Raw genomic sequence first — 17,998 nt, 5'->3', positions numbered from 1 at the left:
AAATCCCGGCCGCCCCCCAGCCTGTGCATGGTGCACGTGAGCCGCCTGAGCGAGGAACTCATCATCTGGATGAGCCAGAACTTTGGCTTCATCCGCATCGCCGACCGTTTCACCACCGGCTCGTCGATCATGCCGCAGAAGAAGAACCCCGACGTGCCCGAGCTGGCGCGCGGCAAGACCGGCCGCGTGGTGGGCCACCTGATGGGCCTCATCACGCTGATGAAGGGCCAGCCCCTGGCCTACAACAAGGACAACCAGGAGGACAAGGAGCCGCTGTTCGACACCGTGGACACGCTCAAGGACACGCTGCGCATCTTCGCCGAGATGATCGGCGGCCAGGTCAACCCGGCCACCGGCGCGAAGGAGGGCGGCATCACCGTCAACGCCGAGGCCATGCGCGCGGCGGCCCTCAAGGGCTACGCCACGGCCACCGATCTGGCGGACTACCTGGTCAAGAAGGGCCTGCCCTTCCGCGACGCGCACGAAACCGTGGCCCACGCGGTGAAGGCCGCCACGTCGCACAGCGTGGACCTGTCGGAGCTGCCGCTGGCCGTGCTGCAGGGCTTCCACCCCGCCATCGAGAAGGACGTGTTCGATGCCCTGAGCCTGCAGGGCTCGCTGAATGCCCGCAACACGCTGGGCGGCACGGCTCCCGCGCAGGTGCGCACGCAGATCGCACGGCACCGCGCGCGGCTGGCCTGATACAAAAAGAGGAGCTGGTCGCGTTTGCCAATTAAGGGATTCAGGTAGTTTTTTACCTGAAACTGGCTTGTAGAGAGCGCAAGCAGCTCCTGAATTCATAGTCTCTCGCTGGAAACCGCCATGCCCCAGACCCGCCGCCGCCTGCTTGCCCGCGCCCTTGCCGCCAGCGTCCTCGCACCTGCCTGGGCCGATGCGCCCAAGCCGCTGCGCGTGCTGGTGGGCTTTCCGCCCGGCGGCGGCACCGACGCCATCGCCCGCCTGCTGGCCGAGCGGCTCAAGGATCTGCTGGGCGTGCCCGTGGTGGTGGACAACCGCCCCGGCGCGGGCGGGCAGATCGCGGCGCAGGTGCTGAAAAGCGCGCCGGCCGACGGCAGCACCGTCTTCCTCACGCACGACCACACCATCTCCATCCTGCCGCAGGTGGTGAAGAACCCCGGCTTCGACCCCGCGCGCGACTTCGTGGCCGCGGGCGGCTTCGCCACCTTCGTCAACGCGCTGGCGCTCTCCGCCGGCACGCCGGCGCAGGGTTTCACCGGCTACGTGGACTGGGTTCGGCGCGAGAAGGGCGGCAAGAGCGCCGTGGGCATCCCCGCGCCCGCGTCCACGCCCGAATTCCTCGTGCGCCTGCTGGGCCAGCGCTACGGGCTGGACCTGGTGTCCGTGCCCTACAAGGGCGCCGCGCCGCTGATGGCCGACATGCTGGGCAACCAGATCCCGGCTGGTGTGGGTTCGGTGCAGGACTTCATCGAGAACCACCGCGCGGGCAAGCTGCGCGTGGTGGCCGTGCTGGGCGCCAGGCGCCAGGCCGCGCTACCCGATGTGCCCACCTTCGCCGAGCTGGGCCTGCCCGGCTTCGAGGACACGCCGTACTACGGCTTCTACGCCCCCGCCGGCACGCCGGCCGCCTTTCTGCAGCGCTTTTCCGACGCGCTCGCCCGGGCCGTGGCGCAGGACGACGTGCGCGCGCACCTCACCGCGATGGGCCTCGCCGTGGGCGCGATGACACCCGCGCAGCTGGCCGCACGCGAGCATGCCTACACGGCCGTGTGGGCCAGGATCATCCGGGACAGCGGCTTTCGGCCCCAATAGCGCGCGATTGCGCAGAATCGCGCGGCGAATTTGTAAAAAGGGCTTTCTCCGGGGAATGTCTGGACCCACAATCCATCCCACGCCGCTGCACCCCCTTGGAACCGCCATGCCCCTTCACCGGTCCGCTTCCCTGTTACGCGCCCGCGCCGCCATGGGTCTGGCTTTTGCGGCCCTGGCCCTGGCCGGCCACGCCGCCACGGTGCAGGAGCAGGCGCTGCCCGCGCCCTACGCGCGCTGGCAGTCGAGCATGGAATCGTTCGCCGCGGCCGACCAGGCCCAGCCGCCGCAGCCGGGCGGTGTGCTGTTCGTCGGCAGCTCCACCATCCGCCTGTGGTCGGACCTGCGCGAGGACTTCCGCGAGCTGCCCGTGGTCATCAACCGGGGCTTCGGCGGCTCCACCATGGACGACTGCCACTATTTCGTGAAAAGCCTGGTGCTGCAGTACCGCCCGCGCCACGTGATGGTCTACGCGGGCGACAACGACCTGGCCGAAGGCCGCACGCCGCAGCAGGTGCTGGAGAGCTTCCGCGCCTTCGCAGAGGCGGTGCGCACGGCACTGCCGGACACGCGCATCAGCTACATCTCCATCAAGCCCAGCCCGCTGCGCGCGGCGCTGCTGCCGCGCATGCGCGAGGCCAACGCGCTGCTGGCCGGCTACGTGCGCACGCTGCAGCGCAGCGACTACATCGACATCTTCACCCCCATGCTGGCCGCCGACGGCGCTCCGCGTGCCGAGCTGTTCGGCCCCGACCGGCTGCACATGAACGACGCGGGCTACGACCTGTGGCGCTCGGTCATCGGCGCCTACGTGGCGCAGGACGCTCCGCCGGTGCACCTCAGCGCGGGGCGCTGAGTCCGCGCGCCGCGGGCGGCGGGGGATCGTCGTCCGGCCGGTCCAGCCACAGCGTGATCCGCGCCACGGCGTAAAGCGTGCCGAAGCACGCGGCCAGCAGCGCCAGGTCCTGCGGCCAGGGCCGCTCGTAGTCGGCCCCCAGCAGGCCCAGCGCCAGCAGCACCACCACCAGGTGGGCGCAGAACACCGCGAGCGAAGCCGAGCCCAGCGTCTCCAGCCAGTGCAGGCGCGGCAGCCGCGCCAGCAGCGCCGGGCCGAAGCGGATCGCCAGGACGGTCAGCGCGAACAGGTCGATCAGCCGCAGCGGCGCCAGCAGCCATTTGTCGAACAGCGGATTGAGCCCGCTGCCCTGCGGGAACGGCACCTGCCCGACCGCGTGCCGCCACACCAGGCACACCAGCGCCACGGCGCCCGCCACCCACAGAGACCAGCGCGGGAACGCGAAGGGCGGGGCCTGCGGGTCGTTGCGGCTCGCGCCCATCCACAGGCCCATGATCCAGAGGAACTGCCAGGCCCACATGTTGAATGCGCCCGTCTCGCTGAACGGCACCGACAGCGGGATCGCGTCGATGAAATGGCCGTAGAGCCACTCGGACAGGCCGAACTGCGCCAGCAGCCACAGCAGGATGCTCGCGGCCATCACCGGCGCCCAGCCGTGGCGCAGCGCGAAGGTCATCAGCCAGGGGCTGGCCAGCATGAACAGGATATAGAGCGGCAGGATGTCGAGCAGCGGCGGCTCGTACACCAGCAGCAGGCCGCCGACCAGCGCCTCCAGCGGCTTGTCGAGGTAGAAACTCATCAGCATCGTCACGGCGGGCTGGTCCACCTTGAGGCCGATGAAGGCGATCACCGTGAACAGGAACAGCAGCAGCGCCGCCTGGCACGCATAGATCGTGACCGCGCGCCGCCAGAAGGCCCTGCGCATGGCCGGCACGCCCTTGCGCAGGGCCTGGCGCCCGTACACCAGCCCCGCCATGCAGGCCGACAGCAGCACGAAGCCCTCCGCCGCCGAGACGTAGCCGAACGGCTGCCCCAGCGGCATGGTCAGCCGCGTGGGCAGGTGCGTGAGGGTCATCAGCACCAGCATGAGGCCGCGGACGGCATCGATTTCCCAGCGGCGGGTGGAGGAGGGCGCGTGCATGGAAGGCGGGCGTGGAAGGGCGTGTACCGCATTGTGGGCGGCCCCCGCCGGGCGGCGTGTAGGCGATCCGGCCGGTTGCCTCCGCGGGGGGATGGGCTACGCTTGCGGCTTGCGCGCTGCGCAGCAACTTTCCTGAAGCACATGGCGAAAAGAACCTATCTCTACGCAACGCTCATGTCCCTGGCCCTGGCCGCCGCCGGAGCGGCCCAGGCCCTCACCGTGACCAGCCTGTCGCCCCAGGGCGAAGTGGCGCGCGTGCGCCAGCTGGCGGCCAAGTTCGACGCCGCCGCCGTGCAGTTCGGCGACCCCAAGGCGCCCGCGCCCTTCGCCGTGGCCTGCAGCGACGCCGATGCCGCCAAGGGCACCGGCCGCTGGACCAGCGAGCGCGAGTGGGTCTACGACTTCGCGCAGGACCTGCCCCCGGGCGTGCGCTGCACGGTCAGCGTCCGATCGGGGTTCAAATCGGCCTCCGGCGCTCAGCTGTCAAGCGCGAGCAGCTATCAATTCAATACCGGCGGGCCGTTCGTGCAGAACATCCGCCCGGGCACCTGGCAGGCCATAGACGAGGAGCAGTTCTTCGTCCTGCAGCTGAACGGCGCGGCCACCACCGCCAGCGTGCGCGAGCACGTGTGGTGCGCGGCCGACGGCGTGGGCGAGCGCATTCCCGTGCGCCTCATCGAAGACGCGCAGCGCGCCGAGCTGCTGCAGTCGCTGCACCTGGACAAGGCCGCCGCCGCTGCGCCGCTGCGCTATGCCACGCTGGCCTGCACGCGCCGGCTCACCGCGGGCAGCAAGATGCAGCTCGTGTTCGGCAAGGGCGTGGCCACCGAGAGCGGCGTGGCCAACAGCGTGGAAAAGCGCTTCGACTTCAAGGTGCGCGAGCCCTTCAGCGCCGACTTCGGCTGCGAGCGCGAGAACGCCCAGGCCGCCTGCCTGCCGATCCGGCCCATGCGCCTGTCGTTCAACGCGCCGGTGCCCGTCAAGCTCGCGCAGGGCATCCGCCTCCAGGGCGGCGGGCAGACGCTCGCGCCCACGGTCAAGGACGGCGCCGAGGGCGACTCCGTCGTCACCGGCATCACCTTCCCCGAGCCGCTGGCCGCGCAGACGCAGTTCACGCTGGAGCTGCCCGCGGGGTTCAAGGACGCGTCGGGCCGCCCGCTGGTCAACGCGCAGAGCTTCCCGCTCCAGGTGGCCACCGGGGGCATGCCGCCGCTGGCCAAATTCGCCGCGTCGCCCTTCGGCGTGGTGGAGCGCTATGCCGAGGGACCCGATGGCCCGGCGCTGCTGCCCGTCACGCTGCGCAACGTGGAGGCGCAGCTCGCCGTGCAGGGCCTGCAGCCCGGCGCGGGCAAGGTCAGCACCCTCCAGCCCGAGAGCGACAAGGACATCATCGCCTGGATGCGCAAGGTGGAGCGCTACGACGCCTATGCCGTCTCGCGCAAGCAGGCCGGCCGGGACGTGAGCGGCCCGCTGCCCAAGGTGCTGGAAGAGGGCGACAAGAACCACGTGCAGACGCGCATGCTCTCGCTGCTTGCGGGCGCACAAGGCGTGAAGACGCTGGACATCCCCAAGCCCGCCAGTGGCGATCCGCGCCCCTTCGAGGTCGTGGGCATTCCGCTGCCCGCGGGCTTCCACGTGGTGGAGATCGCTTCGCCGCTGCTCGGCCAGTCGCTGCTCGACGAGCGCTACGGCGCGCCGCGCACCATGTACGTGCGCACCACGGCGCTGGTGACCAACCTGGGCGTGCACTTCAAGCTGGGCCGCGAGAACGCCGTGGCCTGGGTGACCACGCTGGACAAGGGCTTGCCCGTGGCCGGCGCGAAGGTGCGCGTGTCCGCCTGCGACGGGCGCGAGCTGGCCACGGCCACCACCAACGCCGATGGCGTGGCCGCGCTGCAAGGCCTGTCGCCCGAGCCGCCCCAGTGCCACGGCGAAGGCGAGTGGCGCAATGCCTACTTCGTCAGCGCACGTGCGCAAGACGACATGGCCTTCACCTGGAGCGACTGGCAGCGCGGCATCGAGCCCTGGCGCTTCAACGTGCCCACCAGCAGCGAGCCGCGGCCCGACGAGGTGGCCCACACCATCTTCGACCGCACGCTGCTGCGCGCGGGCGAGACCGTATCGATGAAGCACCTGCTGCGCGCCCAGAACAGCCGCGGTTTCGCGCTGCCCGAAGCGCGTCCGGAGCAGCTCGTCATCACCCACGTGGGCAGCGGCCAGCAGTTCATGCAGCCGCTCGGGTGGCGCAAGACGGGCACGGGCGGCCTGTCCGCGACCAGCGAATTCGCCGTGCCGCTGGCGGCCAAGCTGGGCCTGTACCAGGTAGAGCTACGCGGCGCGGGCGAGGGCCGGTCCTTCGAGTCCGGCAGTTTCCGCGTGGAGGAATTCCGCCTGCCGGTGTTCGAAGGCCGCGTGGCGCCGGCCGAGAACAAGCCCCTGGTGCGCGCGCGCTCCGTGCCCACCGACGTGCAGGTCGGCTACGTGGCGGGCGGCGGCGCGGCCGGGTTGCCCGTGCGCGTGTCGGCCATGGTGCGCGGCAAGTCCCTGCAGTTCGGCGACTTCGACGCCTTCAGCTTCCAGCCGCCGCGCAGGAAGGGCCAATCCGGTGATTCCAGCGACGACGAGGAGCCCGCTGCCAGCCGCGATACGCGCGTGATCGCCGACAAGCTGCCGCTCACGCTCGACAAGAATGGCACGGGCCGCATCGCCATCGACAACGTGCCCGCCGCGCGCCAGGCGCAGGACCTGGTGCTCGAAGCCACCTACGCCGATCCCAACGGCGAGGTGCAGACCCTGCGCAGCACGCACACGCTCTGGCCTGCGGCCGTGGTCGCGGGTGTGAAGACCGAGGGCTGGGCCTCGGCGTCGAGCCGCGTGCGCTTCCAGGCGCTGGCACTGGGGCTGGACGGCAAGGCGCAGGAGGGCGTCCCGCTGGCGGTGCAGGCCATCGCGCGCATCACCACCACCAGCCGCAAGCGCATGGTGGGGGGCTTCTACAGCTACGACAACAAGACCGAGACCAAGGATTTGGGCACCGTCTGTACCGGCAAGAGCGACAGCCGCGGCCTGCTGCTGTGCGATGCCAAGCTCGACGAGCCCGGCGAGGTGGAACTGGTCGTGACCGCGCGCGACAAGGACGGCAACGAGGCGCAGGCCGCGTCCTCCGTCTGGGTCACGCGCCAGGGCGAACTCTGGTTCGGCGGCGAGGACCACGACCGCATCGACGTGCTGCCCGAGAAGAAGAGCTACCAGCCCGGCGAGACCGCGCGCCTGCAGGTGCGCATGCCGTTCCGCTACGCCACCGCGCTGGTCAGCGTGGAGCGCGAGGGCGTGATCGAGACGCGCGTGGTGAAGCTCAATGGGCAGGACCCTACGGTGCAGCTCAAGATCGAGGAAGGCTGGAGCCCCAACGTCTACGTGAGCGTGCTCGCCTTGCGCGGGCGCCTGCGCGAGGTGCCGTGGTACAGCTTCTTCACCTGGGGCTTCAAGGCGCCGCGCGAGTGGTGGAGCGCCTTCTGGTACGAGGGCCGCGAATACGTCGCGCCCACGGCGATGGTGGACCTGTCCAAGCCCGCTTACCGCCTGGGCCTGGCCGAGCTGCGCGTGGGCCACGCGGCGCACCAGATCGCCGTGAAGGTCGCGGCCGACAAGGAAAGCTACCCCGTGCGCGGCAAGGCGCAGGTCACGATCTCGGCCACGCTGCCGAACGGCAAGCCGGCCGCCGGGGCCGAGGTGGCGCTGGCAGCCGTCGACCAGGCGCTGCTGGAGCTGATGCCCAACCAGAGCTGGAACCTGCTCGAAGCCATGCTGCAGCGCCGCTCCTGGGGCGTCTCCACCTCCACCGCGCAGATGGAGATCATCGGCCGCCGCCACTACGGCAAGAAGGCCGTGCCCGCGGGCGGCGGCGGGGGCCGCGCGCAGACGCGCGAGCTGCTCGACACGCTGCTGCTGTGGCAGCCCGCGATCCAGCTCGATGCACAAGGGCAGGCGAAGGTGACGGTGCCGCTCAATGACGCGCTCACCACTTTCAGAATCGTCGCCGTGGCCGATGCGGGCACGGGCCTGTTCGGCACCGGCGCCACGAGCATTCGCGCCACGCAGGACTTGCAGATCATCAGCGGCTTGCCGCCGCTGGTGCGCGAGGACGACCAGTTCCGCGCCCAGCTCACGTTGCGCAACACCACGCAGCAGGCCATGAAGGTGGAAGTCGCGCCGCGCGCCACGCTGCTCCAGCTCGACAAGCAGACCGTGGACATTCCAGCAGGCGAGGCGCGCGAGGTGGCCTGGAGCGTCACCGCGCCCGCGCAGCTCGGCACCACGCGCGCGCAGGCGCTGCTGTGGGAGATCGAGGCGCGCGACACGCTGGGAGGAGTGAATGGGGCGCGCGATGCCCTCAAGGCCAGCCAGCGCCTGATCCCCGCCGTGCCGCTCACGGTGCAGCAAGCGACGCTGGTGCAGGTCGATGGCGCCTTCAACCTCGATGTGGCTCCGCCCAAGGACGCCATCGCGGGGCGCGGCGGCCTGAAGATGTCACTGCAGCCCAAGCTGGCCGAAGGGCTGCCCGGCGTGCGCGACTGGTGGGCCAACTACCCGTTCGCCTGCCTGGAGCAGAAGACCAGCAAGGCCGTGGGCCTGCGCGACGGCAAGCTCTGGCAGACCATGGTGGCGCAACTGCCCACGTACCTGGACGGCGACGGCCTCGCCAGCTACTTCCCGCCGCGTGACGGCAGCGCGAACCGGGGCAGCGATACGCTCACCGCCTACCTGCTCGCCGCCACGCACGAGGCCTCGGGCCTGCACCCGGAATTCTCTCTGCCGCCCGAGGCGCGCGAGCCCATGGAGCGCGGCCTGATCGCCTTCGTCGAGGGCCGCATCCAGCGCGACTTCTGGAGCCCGCGCAAGGACCTGGACATGCGCAAGCTCGCCGCCATCGAGGCGCTCTCGCGCTACGGCAAGGCGCAGGCGCGCATGCTTGGCAGCATCACCATCGCGCCCAACCAGTGGCCCACGCACACGGTGATCGACTGGGTGAACATCCTCAAGCGCGTCGATGGCGTGCCCCAGCGCGACCAGCGCCTGGCCGAGGCCATGAACGTGCTGAAAGCCCGCCTGTCGTACCAGGGCACCAAGCTGATCTTCAGCACCGAGCAGGACGACTACTGGTGGTGGCTCATGCAGAACGGCGACGTGAACACCGCGCGCCTGATGCTCGCGGTGATGGACGACCCTGCGTGGAAGGACGACATGGGGCGCCTGGCCAACGGCTTCATCCTGCGCCAGCAGGGCGGCGCGTGGCACACCACCACGGCCAACCTGTGGGGCGGCCTGGCGCTGGAGAAATTCAGCGCGAAGTTCGAGGCCACACCCGTCTCGGGCATCACCCGGGCGGCTATGGGCGCCAATGCGGCGAGCGTGGATTGGGCCAAGGTCGAGCGCATCAAGGCGAGTGACGCCAGCGGCGCCGCGCACCAGACCACGTGGTTCGGCGCACCCGCCGCCCCAGGCAACTACCGCAACAACGGCATGTTCCTGCCCTGGAACGGGAACGACCGCCTGGTCGTCACGCACCAGGGCACGGGAAAGCCCTGGCTCACGCTGCAGTCGGTCGCTGCCATCGCGCTCAAGGAGCCGTTCAGCGCCGGGTACACGATCCGCCGCACCGTCACGCCCGTGGAGCAGGCCGATAAGAGCCTGCCCGCCGGCCAGTACACGCGCGGCGACGTGCTGCGCGTGTCGCTGGAGGTGACCGGCACGGCCGACATGACCTGGGTGGCGGTCACCGACCCCGTGCCGGCGGGCGCCACCATCCTCGGCAGCGGCCTGGGGCGCGATTCCGAGATCGCCACGCAGGGCGAGAAGCGCTCCGGCTACGGCTGGCCCGCGTTCGAGGAGCGCGCCTTCGAGGCCTTCCGCAGCTACTACGAGTATCTGCCCAAGGGCACGGTGAAGATGGAGTACACGGTGCGCCTGAACAACGCGGGCGAGTTCCAGCTTCCGCCCAGCCGCGTGGAGGCGCTCTACGCGCCCGAGATGTTCGGTGAGGCGCCCAACGCGCGGGTGAAGGTGGTGCAGCCCTGACGGCCCCTCACTCCGGCGACACGCCCATGGCGCGCACCAGCCTGGCTTGCCTGGGAATCTCCGTGTCCAGGTAAGCCTGGAGCTGGGAGGGCGGGCCGGAGCGGATCTGGATGCCCATGTCCTCGATCCGCGTGCGCGAGGCCTGGTCGGACAGCACCTGGTTCAGCGCCTTGTTCAACTGATCCACGATGGGCGCGGGCGTGCCCGCGGGCGCGAGCAGGGCGAAGCAGGTGTCGCTCAGCAGGTCGGGGAAGCCCTGCTCCACGGTCGTGGGAACCTCGGGAAGCACGGACGAGCGCTCCTTGGAGAAGACGGCCAGCACCTTCATCTCCCCTGCGCGCGCATGGGGAACCGTCATGGGGATCACCGGAAAGATGGCGTCCAGGCGGCGCCCCTTCATGTCGGTCAACGCCGCGCCGGGCGATTGGTAGGGGACGTGCACCAGGCGGTCTCCCAGGTCGCGGTTGAGCATCTCGGCCGCGATGTGCCAGGAGCTGCCGACGCCGGTCGTTCCATAGCTGAATTTCTCCGGCTTCTCCTTGGCCAGTCGGTTGAACTCCTGGAGCGAGGACGGGGGGGAACTCTTGTCCACGGCCAGCACGTTGGGCGTGCAGCCGATCATGCCGACCGGCGCGAAGTCCTTCTGGGGACTGAAGCCCACCTCCTTGTAGAGCGCCAGGTTGGTCGCCATCGGTCCGGTCCAGCTGATCGTCAGGGTGTAGCCGTCGGGGCGCGCCTTGGCGCCGTAGACCATGCCCACATTGCCGCCTGCGCCGGGCCTGTTCTGGACGATGAACGACTGCCCGATGCGCTTGCCGATCTCTTCAGAGACGTAGCGCGTCAGCGGATCGGAGGAGCCGCCTGCCCCTGCGGGCAGCACCATGGTGATGGGGTGCGCCTTGGGCCAGGCGGCGTCGGCCTGCGCCGCGGTGGCCTGCAGGGCCGCGAGCGCGGCGATGGCGGCATAGGCATGGCGTTTTCTCATGGAGTCTCCTGTGGGGTGTGGACGGCTTCTTCGGCGAACGAGACGGACCAGTCGACCAGCGTCCGTGGAACGAGGCACGAGTTCAGCCCGATGACGGACCGGACCCGGGAGCCGCTCGCCGTGGTCGCCCACTTGCCGGTTCCATAGAGCCCGTTGACGGCCAGCGGGTCCACTTCCTTGCGCAGCAGTTCGGCCTGTTGCCGGGTGCCGGTCTTGATGGCCACCCGCAGGACGGCTTCGTAGGGCGCATGCGCGGACGGCGGCGTCGCTTCCCTGTGGACGGCATTGACGCCGATGTAGTCGAACCGCATTTCCTGCGCCTGCAGCCCCGCCGATGCCAGGCGCTGCCGCAGGATGGACTCGGTCAGCTGCGCGCGCTGGTGCGCTCCGGGGCCTGCGAAGATCACCATTTCCTCGGTCATGTAGCCCTCGCGCACACCGACGAGCGCCTTCAGCGTGTCCGGCTTCGGAAACCCCGCGCCTTCCGCGATGTGGACCTCCACCGTATCGGGCGCGATCTGCGTGAACGAGACGGCCCCGAAGTCCGTGGTGCAGTCGGGGCCGATGTACGCGCCCGGGTCGTGGACCTCGTAGAGCAGTTGCTCCTTGCACGTCGCGGGGCTCAGCAGGCCGCCGCTGCCGCGCTGCTTGCGCAGGACGATGCGGTCGGGCGATACGTCCGCGATCGGGTTGCCGACGTGCGCCAGGTCGGGCACGTCCTTGTAGCCGGGGTCGGCGAAGTAGCCGCCCGCCAGCTGGGCGCCGCATTCCATGAGGTGGCCGACGACCATGCCCCGTGCCATCTGCTGGCTGTTTCCCGTGTCCCAGCCGAACTCGTGGGCGAGCGGCCCGAGGTAGAGCGCCGCGTCGGCCACCCGGGTCGTGATGACCACGTCCGCGCCCTGCTGCAGCGCCTGGACGATGCCCTCGCATCCCAGGTAGGCCTCGGCGGAAACGATACCGTCCTCGAGGTCGGCGATGGCCTGGTCGTTCTCCGAGAACCGCAGGCCCAGTCCGGCGATGCGGTCGGTGAGGATGCCTCCCGAGACGGCGGCCACGCGCAGGTCCGCGATGCCGAGTTCTCCGGCCAGTTCCTGCACGGCCTGCGCTGCGGCGTCCGGGTCCAGCCAGCCCTGGTTGCTGATGATGCGGATTCCGCGCTGCTTGCATTCGGCCAGCACGGGGCGCAGGCGGTCCAGCAGGTAGGGGTCGTAGGGCGGGGTGGCGTGGCCGTCGTTGAGGGCGACCTGGGCGGCGCTCATCGTCACTTCGGACATCGATTCGAAGCAGAGGTAGTCGATGGCCTCGTCCCGCACGAGAGACAGCGCGGGCTCGAAGCGGTCGCGTGACCAGGCCGTGGCTGCCGCGAGGCGGATCGTGCCCGCCGGCTTGGCAGCATCCCCGGATGGCCTGCTGCGCGGCCCTTCCTCGGTGGCCGGCCTGTCCTTGCGCTCCACGTAGCCTGCGGGCACCCGTACCGGCAGCGTGAGCATGAGGGACGACAGGGCCTTGCCCGATTCTTCGAAGGCCAGCGTCCGCGACCGGCCTCCTTCGAGCACTTCGTCCAGCACGAAGTTGAGGGCGCCGATGCGCGGCACTTCGTACCGTGCGATGCTGCCGCGGGTGATCGGCCCGAAGACCTTTCGCACCGCGTCCACGGTGACTTGCTCGCACAGCAGGCCGTAGTCTTGCGGTTCGTAGGCGATGACCGAAATCATCGAGCTGTTGCCTTTCTCGCCGGAGCGCGCATGGGCAACCTCCCTGAGGCACACGGTTTTCGTTGCGGGCGAATTCATTGCGCGGTGGCTCCTGTCGTCTGGATCACTTTGGCCCATTTGGCGATGTCCGCTTCCACGAACCGGTGGAACGCCTCCGGCGTATCTACCGCCAGCGTGAACCCCTGCGCGCCGAGCTGCCTGGCCATGCCGGCGTCGCGTGCCGCGTCCACGAGGGACCGGTGGATCTTCGCGATGACGGCGTCCGGTGTGGATGCCGGGGCAAAGAGCCCCATCCATGCGCTGGCGTCGAAGCCGGCGACGCCTTGCTCGGCAGGTGTGGCCACGTCGGGCAGCAGCGGCGTGCGCTCGGGTGCCAGCACGGCAATGGCCTTGAGCTTGCCGTCGCGGATATGGGGCACCAGGGCAGGGGCCTGGTAGAAGATCAGGGGCACGTGGCCGGCGATGGTGTCGGTGATGCCCTGTCCGACCTCCTTGTAGGGAACGTGGCTCAACGGGGCGCCGGTGCTGAGCTTCAACAGTTCTCCGGCCATCTGCCCCGAAGATCCCACGCCGCCCGTGGCGTAGCTGAGGCTGCCGCGCGCCTTGGCATAGGCCACCAGCTCCTGTAGGTTGTTGACGGGCAAGTCGTTGTTGACGGCGAGCAGGTTGGGGAAATAGGCCACCAGCGAGATCGGCTTGAAGTCCCGCATGACGTTGAATGGCTGGTCCTTGAGCAGCGATGCGTTGATGGAGTGGGACGAAATGGTTCCCATCACGAGCGTGTAGCCGTCGGGCGGCGCCTTGGCCACGAAGGCGCTGCCCAGCGCGCCGCCTGCGCCGGCCCGGTTCTCGACGACGACGTTCTGCCCCAGCTCGCTGGCCAGCTGCTTGGCCAGCACGCGGGTGAGGATGTCCGTGCTCGACCCGGCCCCATAGGGCACCACGATGGTGACCGGGCGGCTGGGGTAGCTCGCGGGCTGCGCTGCGCCAGCGGCGGCCCAGAGCATGGCGAGCGTTCCCAAGCCCGTGTACAAGAATTTTGACGCGATCCGGCGCATGGCATGTCTCCTTGTGGCGCTTGTGCGAGAGCGCCTTTTCGGAAGCATCCTAAGAGCCGCACCGTATTGCAGCAATTAATAAATCTGCAAGAATTGATCGCAGGAGATGATCAATGCAGCAACGATGGCCTCCCGAGCTGCGCCGGGTGAACCTGAACCAGCTGGTGTCCTTTGCGGCCGTGGCCCAGCAGCAGAGCTTCCGCCGCGCAGCGGAGCAATTGCACGTATCGCAATCGGCCCTGAGCGTTCACGTCCAGCACATCGAGGCTGCGCTGGGGGTGAAGCTGTTCGCGCGCGATACCCGCTCCGTGGCGCTGACGCCGGAGGGCGAGCGCCTGTACGGCGCGGTGGACGTGGCAGGCAATACCCTGGCACGCGTCATACGGCAGCTCAAGGACGAGGCGGCCTTGCGCGCAGGCTCCGTGAGCGTGGCGGTGTTGCCCTCGCTGGCGGCCACGTTCATGCCGCAAGCTATGCGCAGGTTCCGGGAGCGGCATCCCGGGATCGAGGTGCGGATGTGCGACGTGGACTCCCAGCGTGCCCACGAGAAACTGGTGAATGCCGAGGTGGACATTGCCGTCGTGTCGCGCCGCGAGAGATCCGAGGGCGTCGATTTCACTGCGCTGTTCGAGGATGAACTGGTGGTCGTGGTGCCAGACGCACTGCCGGAACTGGCAGGCCGCAAGACGCTGGCGCCGAAACAGCTGGCGGCTTATCCGTTGCTCCTCAATCCGCGCGGCGTGGATCTTCGTGAAATCATCGAGGAACGCTTCCGCTCCGCGGGCCTCGCCGTGGAGCCTGCGCAGGAGCTGACCGGTACGTACCCGCTGGTGTCGCTGGTGCGCCTGGGCCTGGGCGTGAGCATCCAGCCCCGGGTAGCGCTGCATGGCGTGAGCCTGGAAGGGTGCCGCCTGGTTGAATTCCGGCCGGCAACCGTCAGGGAGATCGGGCTGCTGCTGTTGAAGGATGCCCCCCATTCGCCGGCGACGCTGGCGTTCATGGAATGCCTCAAGGCAATGGATGCGGCGGATCTGTCGAGGCCGGAGCCCAGGAAGGCGCGACGAGGCGTGTTGTCCGACACCGCCAAGGCCCTATCGATGAAATAGTGTGCCCCCGGCTCCGCCGGCGCGCACCGTGACCCTGGGAACCTGAAGGAACCTCATGCCAAACGAAAAAACCGAAACGCCGGAACCTCCCGCGGAAGACATGGTGGCACGCTCCGCTCCGCGCCTCACCTTCGCCGCGCCCGTGGTGGTGCCCTCGCTCGTGGTGCTGGGGCTGCTGCTGGTGGGGTGCGGCCTGTTCCCGCAGCAGGCCGACCGCTTCTTCTCGGGCATGCAGGCCTGGGTGGTGGGGCATTTCGACTGGTTCTACAGCGTGGCGGTGACGCTGTTCCTCGCCTTCCTGGTGCTGGTGGCGGCCAGCCGGTTCGGCGACATCCGGCTGGGGCCGGACGATGCCAAGCCCGAGTTCAGCTTCCTCTCGTGGACGGCTATGCTGTTCGCAGCGGGCATGGGCATCGGGCTCATGTACTTCGGTGTGGGCGAGCCGCTGCAGCACTACCTCAAGCCGCCCACGGCCCTGCCGGATACGCCCGATGCGGCGCGCGAGGCGCTGCAGTCCACCTTCTTCCACTGGGGCTTCCACGCCTGGGCGGTGTACGGCACGATGGGGCTGGTGCTGGCGTACTTCGGCTTCCGCTACAACCTGCCGCTCACGATGCGCTCGGGGCTGTACCCGCTGCTGCAGCAGCGCATCAACGGGCCCATCGGCCACACGGTGGACGCCTTCGCGCTCGTGGGCACCATCGCGGGCATCGCCACCACGCTGGGCTACGGCGCGCTGCAGCTGGCCGCGGGCATCGGCCTGATGACCGACTGGAACACCGACACCGCGCTGTTCCGCGTGGCGATGGTCGTGGTGGTTGTCTCCCTGGCGGGGCTGTCGGCGGCCTCGGGGCTGGACAAGGGCGTGCGCGTGCTCTCCGAGTTCAACCTCTGCCTCTCGTTCGTGCTGCTGGCCTTCGTCATCATCTGCGGGCCCACGGTGCACCTGTTCCAGGCGCTCAGCGAGAACGTCGGCAACTACCTCTCGGGCCTGGCGCAGATGTCGCTGCGCACCTTCGCCTACGAGTCGCCGCAGGAGCCGGGGTGGTACGGCCAGTGGACGGTGCTCTACTGGGCATGGTGGATCTCCTGGTCGCCCTTCGTGGGCATGTTCATCGCGCGCATCTCGCGCGGGCGCACGGTGCGCGAGTTCATCGTGGGCGTGCTGCTCGTGCCCACCGCGTTCAACCTGCTGTGGATGACGGCCTTCGGCAACAGCGCGATCTGGATCGACACCCACGTGGCCCAGGGCGCGCTGGCGCAGACGGCCGGCAACGTGGACGCGCTGCTGTTCCGCTTCTTCGAATACCTGCCGTGGGCCAAGGCCGTCTCGTGGCTGGCCATCGTGCTGATCGCGGTGTTCTTCGTTACCTCGGCCGACTCGGGCGCCTACGTGGTGGATGCCATCGCCACGCGCGGCAACCCGCGCTCGCCCGTGTGGCAGCGGCTCTTCTGGGCGGCGGTGCTGGGCGTGACGGCCGCGGTGCTGCTGGTGGCAGGCGGCCTCAAGGCACTGCAGGCGCTGACGCTGGGCGCGGCCCTGCCGGTGGCGGCCATCATGGTGGCGCTGTGCTGGGGCCTGTGGCGCGGCATGCAGGCCGACCGCGCGCATTCCGCCCAGGAGCTGGCGCATGCCACGAACTTCTGGAGCGGCCAGCACTGGCGCAAGCGCCTGGAGCAGATCGTGCACCAGCCCACGCGCGAGGACGTGCTGCGCTTCATGCACAGCGTGGTGCTGCCCGCGATGCGCGACGTGGCGGCCGAGCTGGACCGCCGCGGCGTGCAGGCCCATGTGCAGGACGATACCGCCACCGGCGAGGAGGAGGGCGAGGCCGCGTCGGTGCGCCTGACCATCCCCATGGCCGAGCTGCGCGACTTCGTCTACGGCGTGCGCCCCGTGCGGCGCAAGCTGCGGGGCTTCATGCTGACGGAGGTGGCGCAGGACGAGGAGCGGCGCTACGTGGTGGAGCCCGTCACCTTCTTCGCCGACGGGCGCCAGGGCTACGACATCCAGTACCTGCGCGGCGAGGAACTCATCGCCGACATCCTGCGGCACTACGAGCGCTACCTGTCCGTGAGCGCCGACCGGCGCACCCAGCTGCTCAACCGCGCGCCGGGCCACACCGACCCTGCGTGACCGCGCATGGCTGTCATGTGACAGCCATGCCACAGGAAAACCCTGAAGAAAAACGTAACGCCGCTGTCACGACACGCCTCTAAACTGCCGCGATGTCACTGATCGAGCTTGACGCGGTTGCCAAATCCTGGGGGGCGACTACCGCATTGCAGTCCATGCACCTGCGCATTGAGCCAGGTTCCTTCTGCGTGCTGCTGGGCCCCTCGGGCTGCGGCAAATCGACCACGCTGCGCATCATCGCGGGGCTGGAGACGGCCACGTCGGGCCGCGTGCTGATCGACGGGCAGGACGTCACGCACCGTCCGCCCGCGCAGCGCGGCATCGCGATGGTGTTCCAGAACTACGCGCTGTTCCCGCACCTGACGGTGGGCGAGAACATCGGCTTCGGCCTCTCGGTGCGCAAGGTGCCCAAGGCCGAGGCGGCCGGGCGCGTGGCCCAGGCGGCGGAGTTGCTGGGCCTGGCGCACCTGCTGGAGCGGCGCCCCGCGCAGCTCTCGGGCGGGCAGCAGCAGCGCGTGGCGCTGGGCCGCGCGCTGGTGGCGCAAGCGCGCGTGTGCCTGATGGACGAGCCGCTCTCCAACCTCGACGCGCAACTGCGCCAGGAGATGCGCACCGAGCTGCGCGAGCTGCAGCAGCGCCTGGGCCTTACCGTGGTCTACGTGACGCACGACCAGACCGAGGCCATGAGCATGGCCGACCAGGTGGTGCTGCTGCACCAGGGCCGCGTGGAGCAGTGCGCGCCGCCGCGCGCCGTCTATGCCGCGCCCGCCACCACCTTCGCGGCGCGCTTCATCGGCACGCCGCCCATAAACCTGCTGCGGCTGGATGCCGGCCGCATCGCGGGCACCGACATCGACGCGGGTCCCGCGCACGCGCACTGGCTGGGCCTGCGGCCCGAGGCGGTGGCGCTGGCCGACGCGGGCGTCCCCGCCGCCGTGCAAAGCCAGGAATACCTGGGCGCCGACGCGGTGCTGCGCTGCGCTGTGGGCAGCGAAACCCTCACCGTGCGCGCGCCGGGCCGGCAGCAGGCCGCGCACGGCCAGTCCGTGCACCTGCGCTGGCAAGCGCAGGACTGCCATTTCTTCGATTCCGAAGGCCAGCGCATCGCGGCCTGACTCTCAAGGAGCTCCC

11 protein-coding genes are annotated in these 17,998 nt (G+C 69.6%); 7 read left to right on the top strand and 4 right to left on the bottom strand.

Annotated elements, in window-relative coordinates:
• The 3 genes from AVS7_RS10865 to AVS7_RS10855 all read left to right on the top strand — a co-directional run.
• A partial coding sequence (locus tag AVS7_RS10865) for an argininosuccinate lyase (RefSeq protein ID WP_034690635.1) occupies window positions 1-702 on the top strand: 702 nt, incomplete at its 5' end.
• Between the two features lie 120 nt (window positions 703-822).
• Window positions 823-1,791 carry a Bug family tripartite tricarboxylate transporter substrate binding protein gene (locus AVS7_RS10860; protein ID WP_020228435.1) on the top strand — a complete coding sequence of 323 codons (969 nt, stop codon included), beginning with the start codon at window positions 823-825 and terminating at the stop codon, window positions 1,789-1,791.
• 151 nt (window positions 1,792-1,942) lie between these two features.
• A complete protein-coding gene (locus AVS7_RS10855; RefSeq protein WP_020228434.1) occupies window positions 1,943-2,644 on the top strand; it encodes an SGNH/GDSL hydrolase family protein in 702 nt (233 codons plus the stop codon).
• Here the strand turns inward: AVS7_RS10855 and AVS7_RS10850 are convergent.
• Window positions 2,628-3,785, bottom strand: a complete 1,158-nt coding sequence (locus tag AVS7_RS10850; RefSeq protein ID WP_020228433.1) for an OpgC domain-containing protein — start codon at window positions 3,783-3,785, stop codon at window positions 2,628-2,630. The two genes, AVS7_RS10855 and AVS7_RS10850, sit on opposite strands and share 17 nt — an antisense overlap.
• A gap of 174 nt (window positions 3,786-3,959) precedes the next feature.
• Here AVS7_RS10850 and AVS7_RS10845 point away from each other — a divergent pair, with 174 nt between their 5' ends.
• Complete coding sequence (locus tag AVS7_RS10845) at window positions 3,960-9,863, top strand: Ig-like domain-containing alpha-2-macroglobulin family protein (RefSeq protein WP_020228432.1); 5,904 nt, start codon at window positions 3,960-3,962, stop codon at window positions 9,861-9,863.
• Between the two features lie 7 nt (window positions 9,864-9,870).
• Here the strand turns inward: AVS7_RS10845 and AVS7_RS10840 are convergent, their stop codons facing one another.
• From AVS7_RS10840 to AVS7_RS10830, 3 genes are read right to left on the bottom strand one after another with little or no spacing between them, the layout of a single operon-like run.
• Window positions 9,871-10,848, bottom strand: a complete 978-nt coding sequence (locus AVS7_RS10840; protein ID WP_020228431.1) for a tripartite tricarboxylate transporter substrate binding protein — start codon at window positions 10,846-10,848, stop codon at window positions 9,871-9,873.
• Window positions 10,845-12,644 carry an acyclic terpene utilization AtuA family protein gene (locus AVS7_RS10835; RefSeq protein WP_024001330.1) on the bottom strand — a complete coding sequence of 600 codons (1,800 nt, stop codon included), beginning with the start codon at window positions 12,642-12,644 and terminating at the stop codon, window positions 10,845-10,847. Before AVS7_RS10835 ends, AVS7_RS10840 begins: the two co-directional genes overlap by 4 nt.
• Window positions 12,641-13,624: a tripartite tricarboxylate transporter substrate binding protein gene (locus AVS7_RS10830; protein WP_024001329.1), complete on the bottom strand. Its 984-nt coding sequence runs from the start codon at window positions 13,622-13,624 to the stop codon at window positions 12,641-12,643. The genes AVS7_RS10835 and AVS7_RS10830 overlap by 4 nt, the downstream gene beginning before the upstream one ends.
• A gap of 113 nt (window positions 13,625-13,737) precedes the next feature.
• Between AVS7_RS10830 and AVS7_RS10825 the strand changes: the two genes are divergently transcribed.
• The 3 genes from AVS7_RS10825 (at window position 13,738) to AVS7_RS10815 (ending at window position 17,982) form a co-directional block, all read left to right on the top strand.
• Window positions 13,738-14,730, top strand: a complete 993-nt coding sequence (locus AVS7_RS10825; RefSeq protein ID WP_020228428.1) for a LysR family transcriptional regulator — start codon at window positions 13,738-13,740, stop codon at window positions 14,728-14,730.
• A 55-nt stretch (window positions 14,731-14,785) separates the two neighbouring features.
• Window positions 14,786-16,867 carry a BCCT family transporter gene (locus AVS7_RS10820; protein WP_020228427.1) on the top strand — a complete coding sequence of 694 codons (2,082 nt, stop codon included), beginning with the start codon at window positions 14,786-14,788 and terminating at the stop codon, window positions 16,865-16,867.
• Window positions 16,868-16,959: 92 nt separating this feature from the next.
• Window positions 16,960-17,982 carry an ABC transporter ATP-binding protein gene (locus AVS7_RS10815; RefSeq protein WP_024001328.1) on the top strand — a complete coding sequence of 341 codons (1,023 nt, stop codon included), beginning with the start codon at window positions 16,960-16,962 and terminating at the stop codon, window positions 17,980-17,982.
• Window positions 17,983-17,998: the final 16 nt, after the last annotated feature.

Origin of the sequence: Acidovorax sp. MR-S7 (assembly GCF_000400995.2) — a bacterium.
GTDB lineage: Bacteria > Pseudomonadota > Gammaproteobacteria > Burkholderiales > Burkholderiaceae_C > MR-S7.
Note: the sequence above shows the minus strand (reverse complement) of the source record. Positions and strands in the feature narration are given on the sequence as shown.

What these genes read in the sequence shown, in the direction of transcription:
- AVS7_RS10860 (WP_020228435.1), top strand. Translation starts at nt 823, where the DNA reads ATGCCCCAGACCCGCCGCCGCCTGCTTGCCCGCGCCCTTGCCGCCAGC.
- AVS7_RS10855 (WP_020228434.1), top strand. Translation starts at nt 1,943, where the DNA reads ATGGGTCTGGCTTTTGCGGCCCTGGCCCTGGCCGGCCACGCCGCCACG.
- AVS7_RS10850 (WP_020228433.1), bottom strand. Translation starts at nt 3,785, where the DNA reads ATGCACGCGCCCTCCTCCACCCGCCGCTGGGAAATCGATGCCGTCCGC.
- AVS7_RS10845 (WP_020228432.1), top strand. Translation starts at nt 3,960, where the DNA reads ATGTCCCTGGCCCTGGCCGCCGCCGGAGCGGCCCAGGCCCTCACCGTG.
- AVS7_RS10840 (WP_020228431.1), bottom strand. Translation starts at nt 10,848, where the DNA reads ATGAGAAAACGCCATGCCTATGCCGCCATCGCCGCGCTCGCGGCCCTG.
- AVS7_RS10835 (WP_024001330.1), bottom strand. Translation starts at nt 12,644, where the DNA reads ATGAATTCGCCCGCAACGAAAACCGTGTGCCTCAGGGAGGTTGCCCAT.
- AVS7_RS10830 (WP_024001329.1), bottom strand. Translation starts at nt 13,624, where the DNA reads ATGCGCCGGATCGCGTCAAAATTCTTGTACACGGGCTTGGGAACGCTC.
- AVS7_RS10825 (WP_020228428.1), top strand. Translation starts at nt 13,738, where the DNA reads ATGCAGCAACGATGGCCTCCCGAGCTGCGCCGGGTGAACCTGAACCAG.
- AVS7_RS10820 (WP_020228427.1), top strand. Translation starts at nt 14,786, where the DNA reads ATGCCAAACGAAAAAACCGAAACGCCGGAACCTCCCGCGGAAGACATG.
- AVS7_RS10815 (WP_024001328.1), top strand. Translation starts at nt 16,960, where the DNA reads ATGTCACTGATCGAGCTTGACGCGGTTGCCAAATCCTGGGGGGCGACT.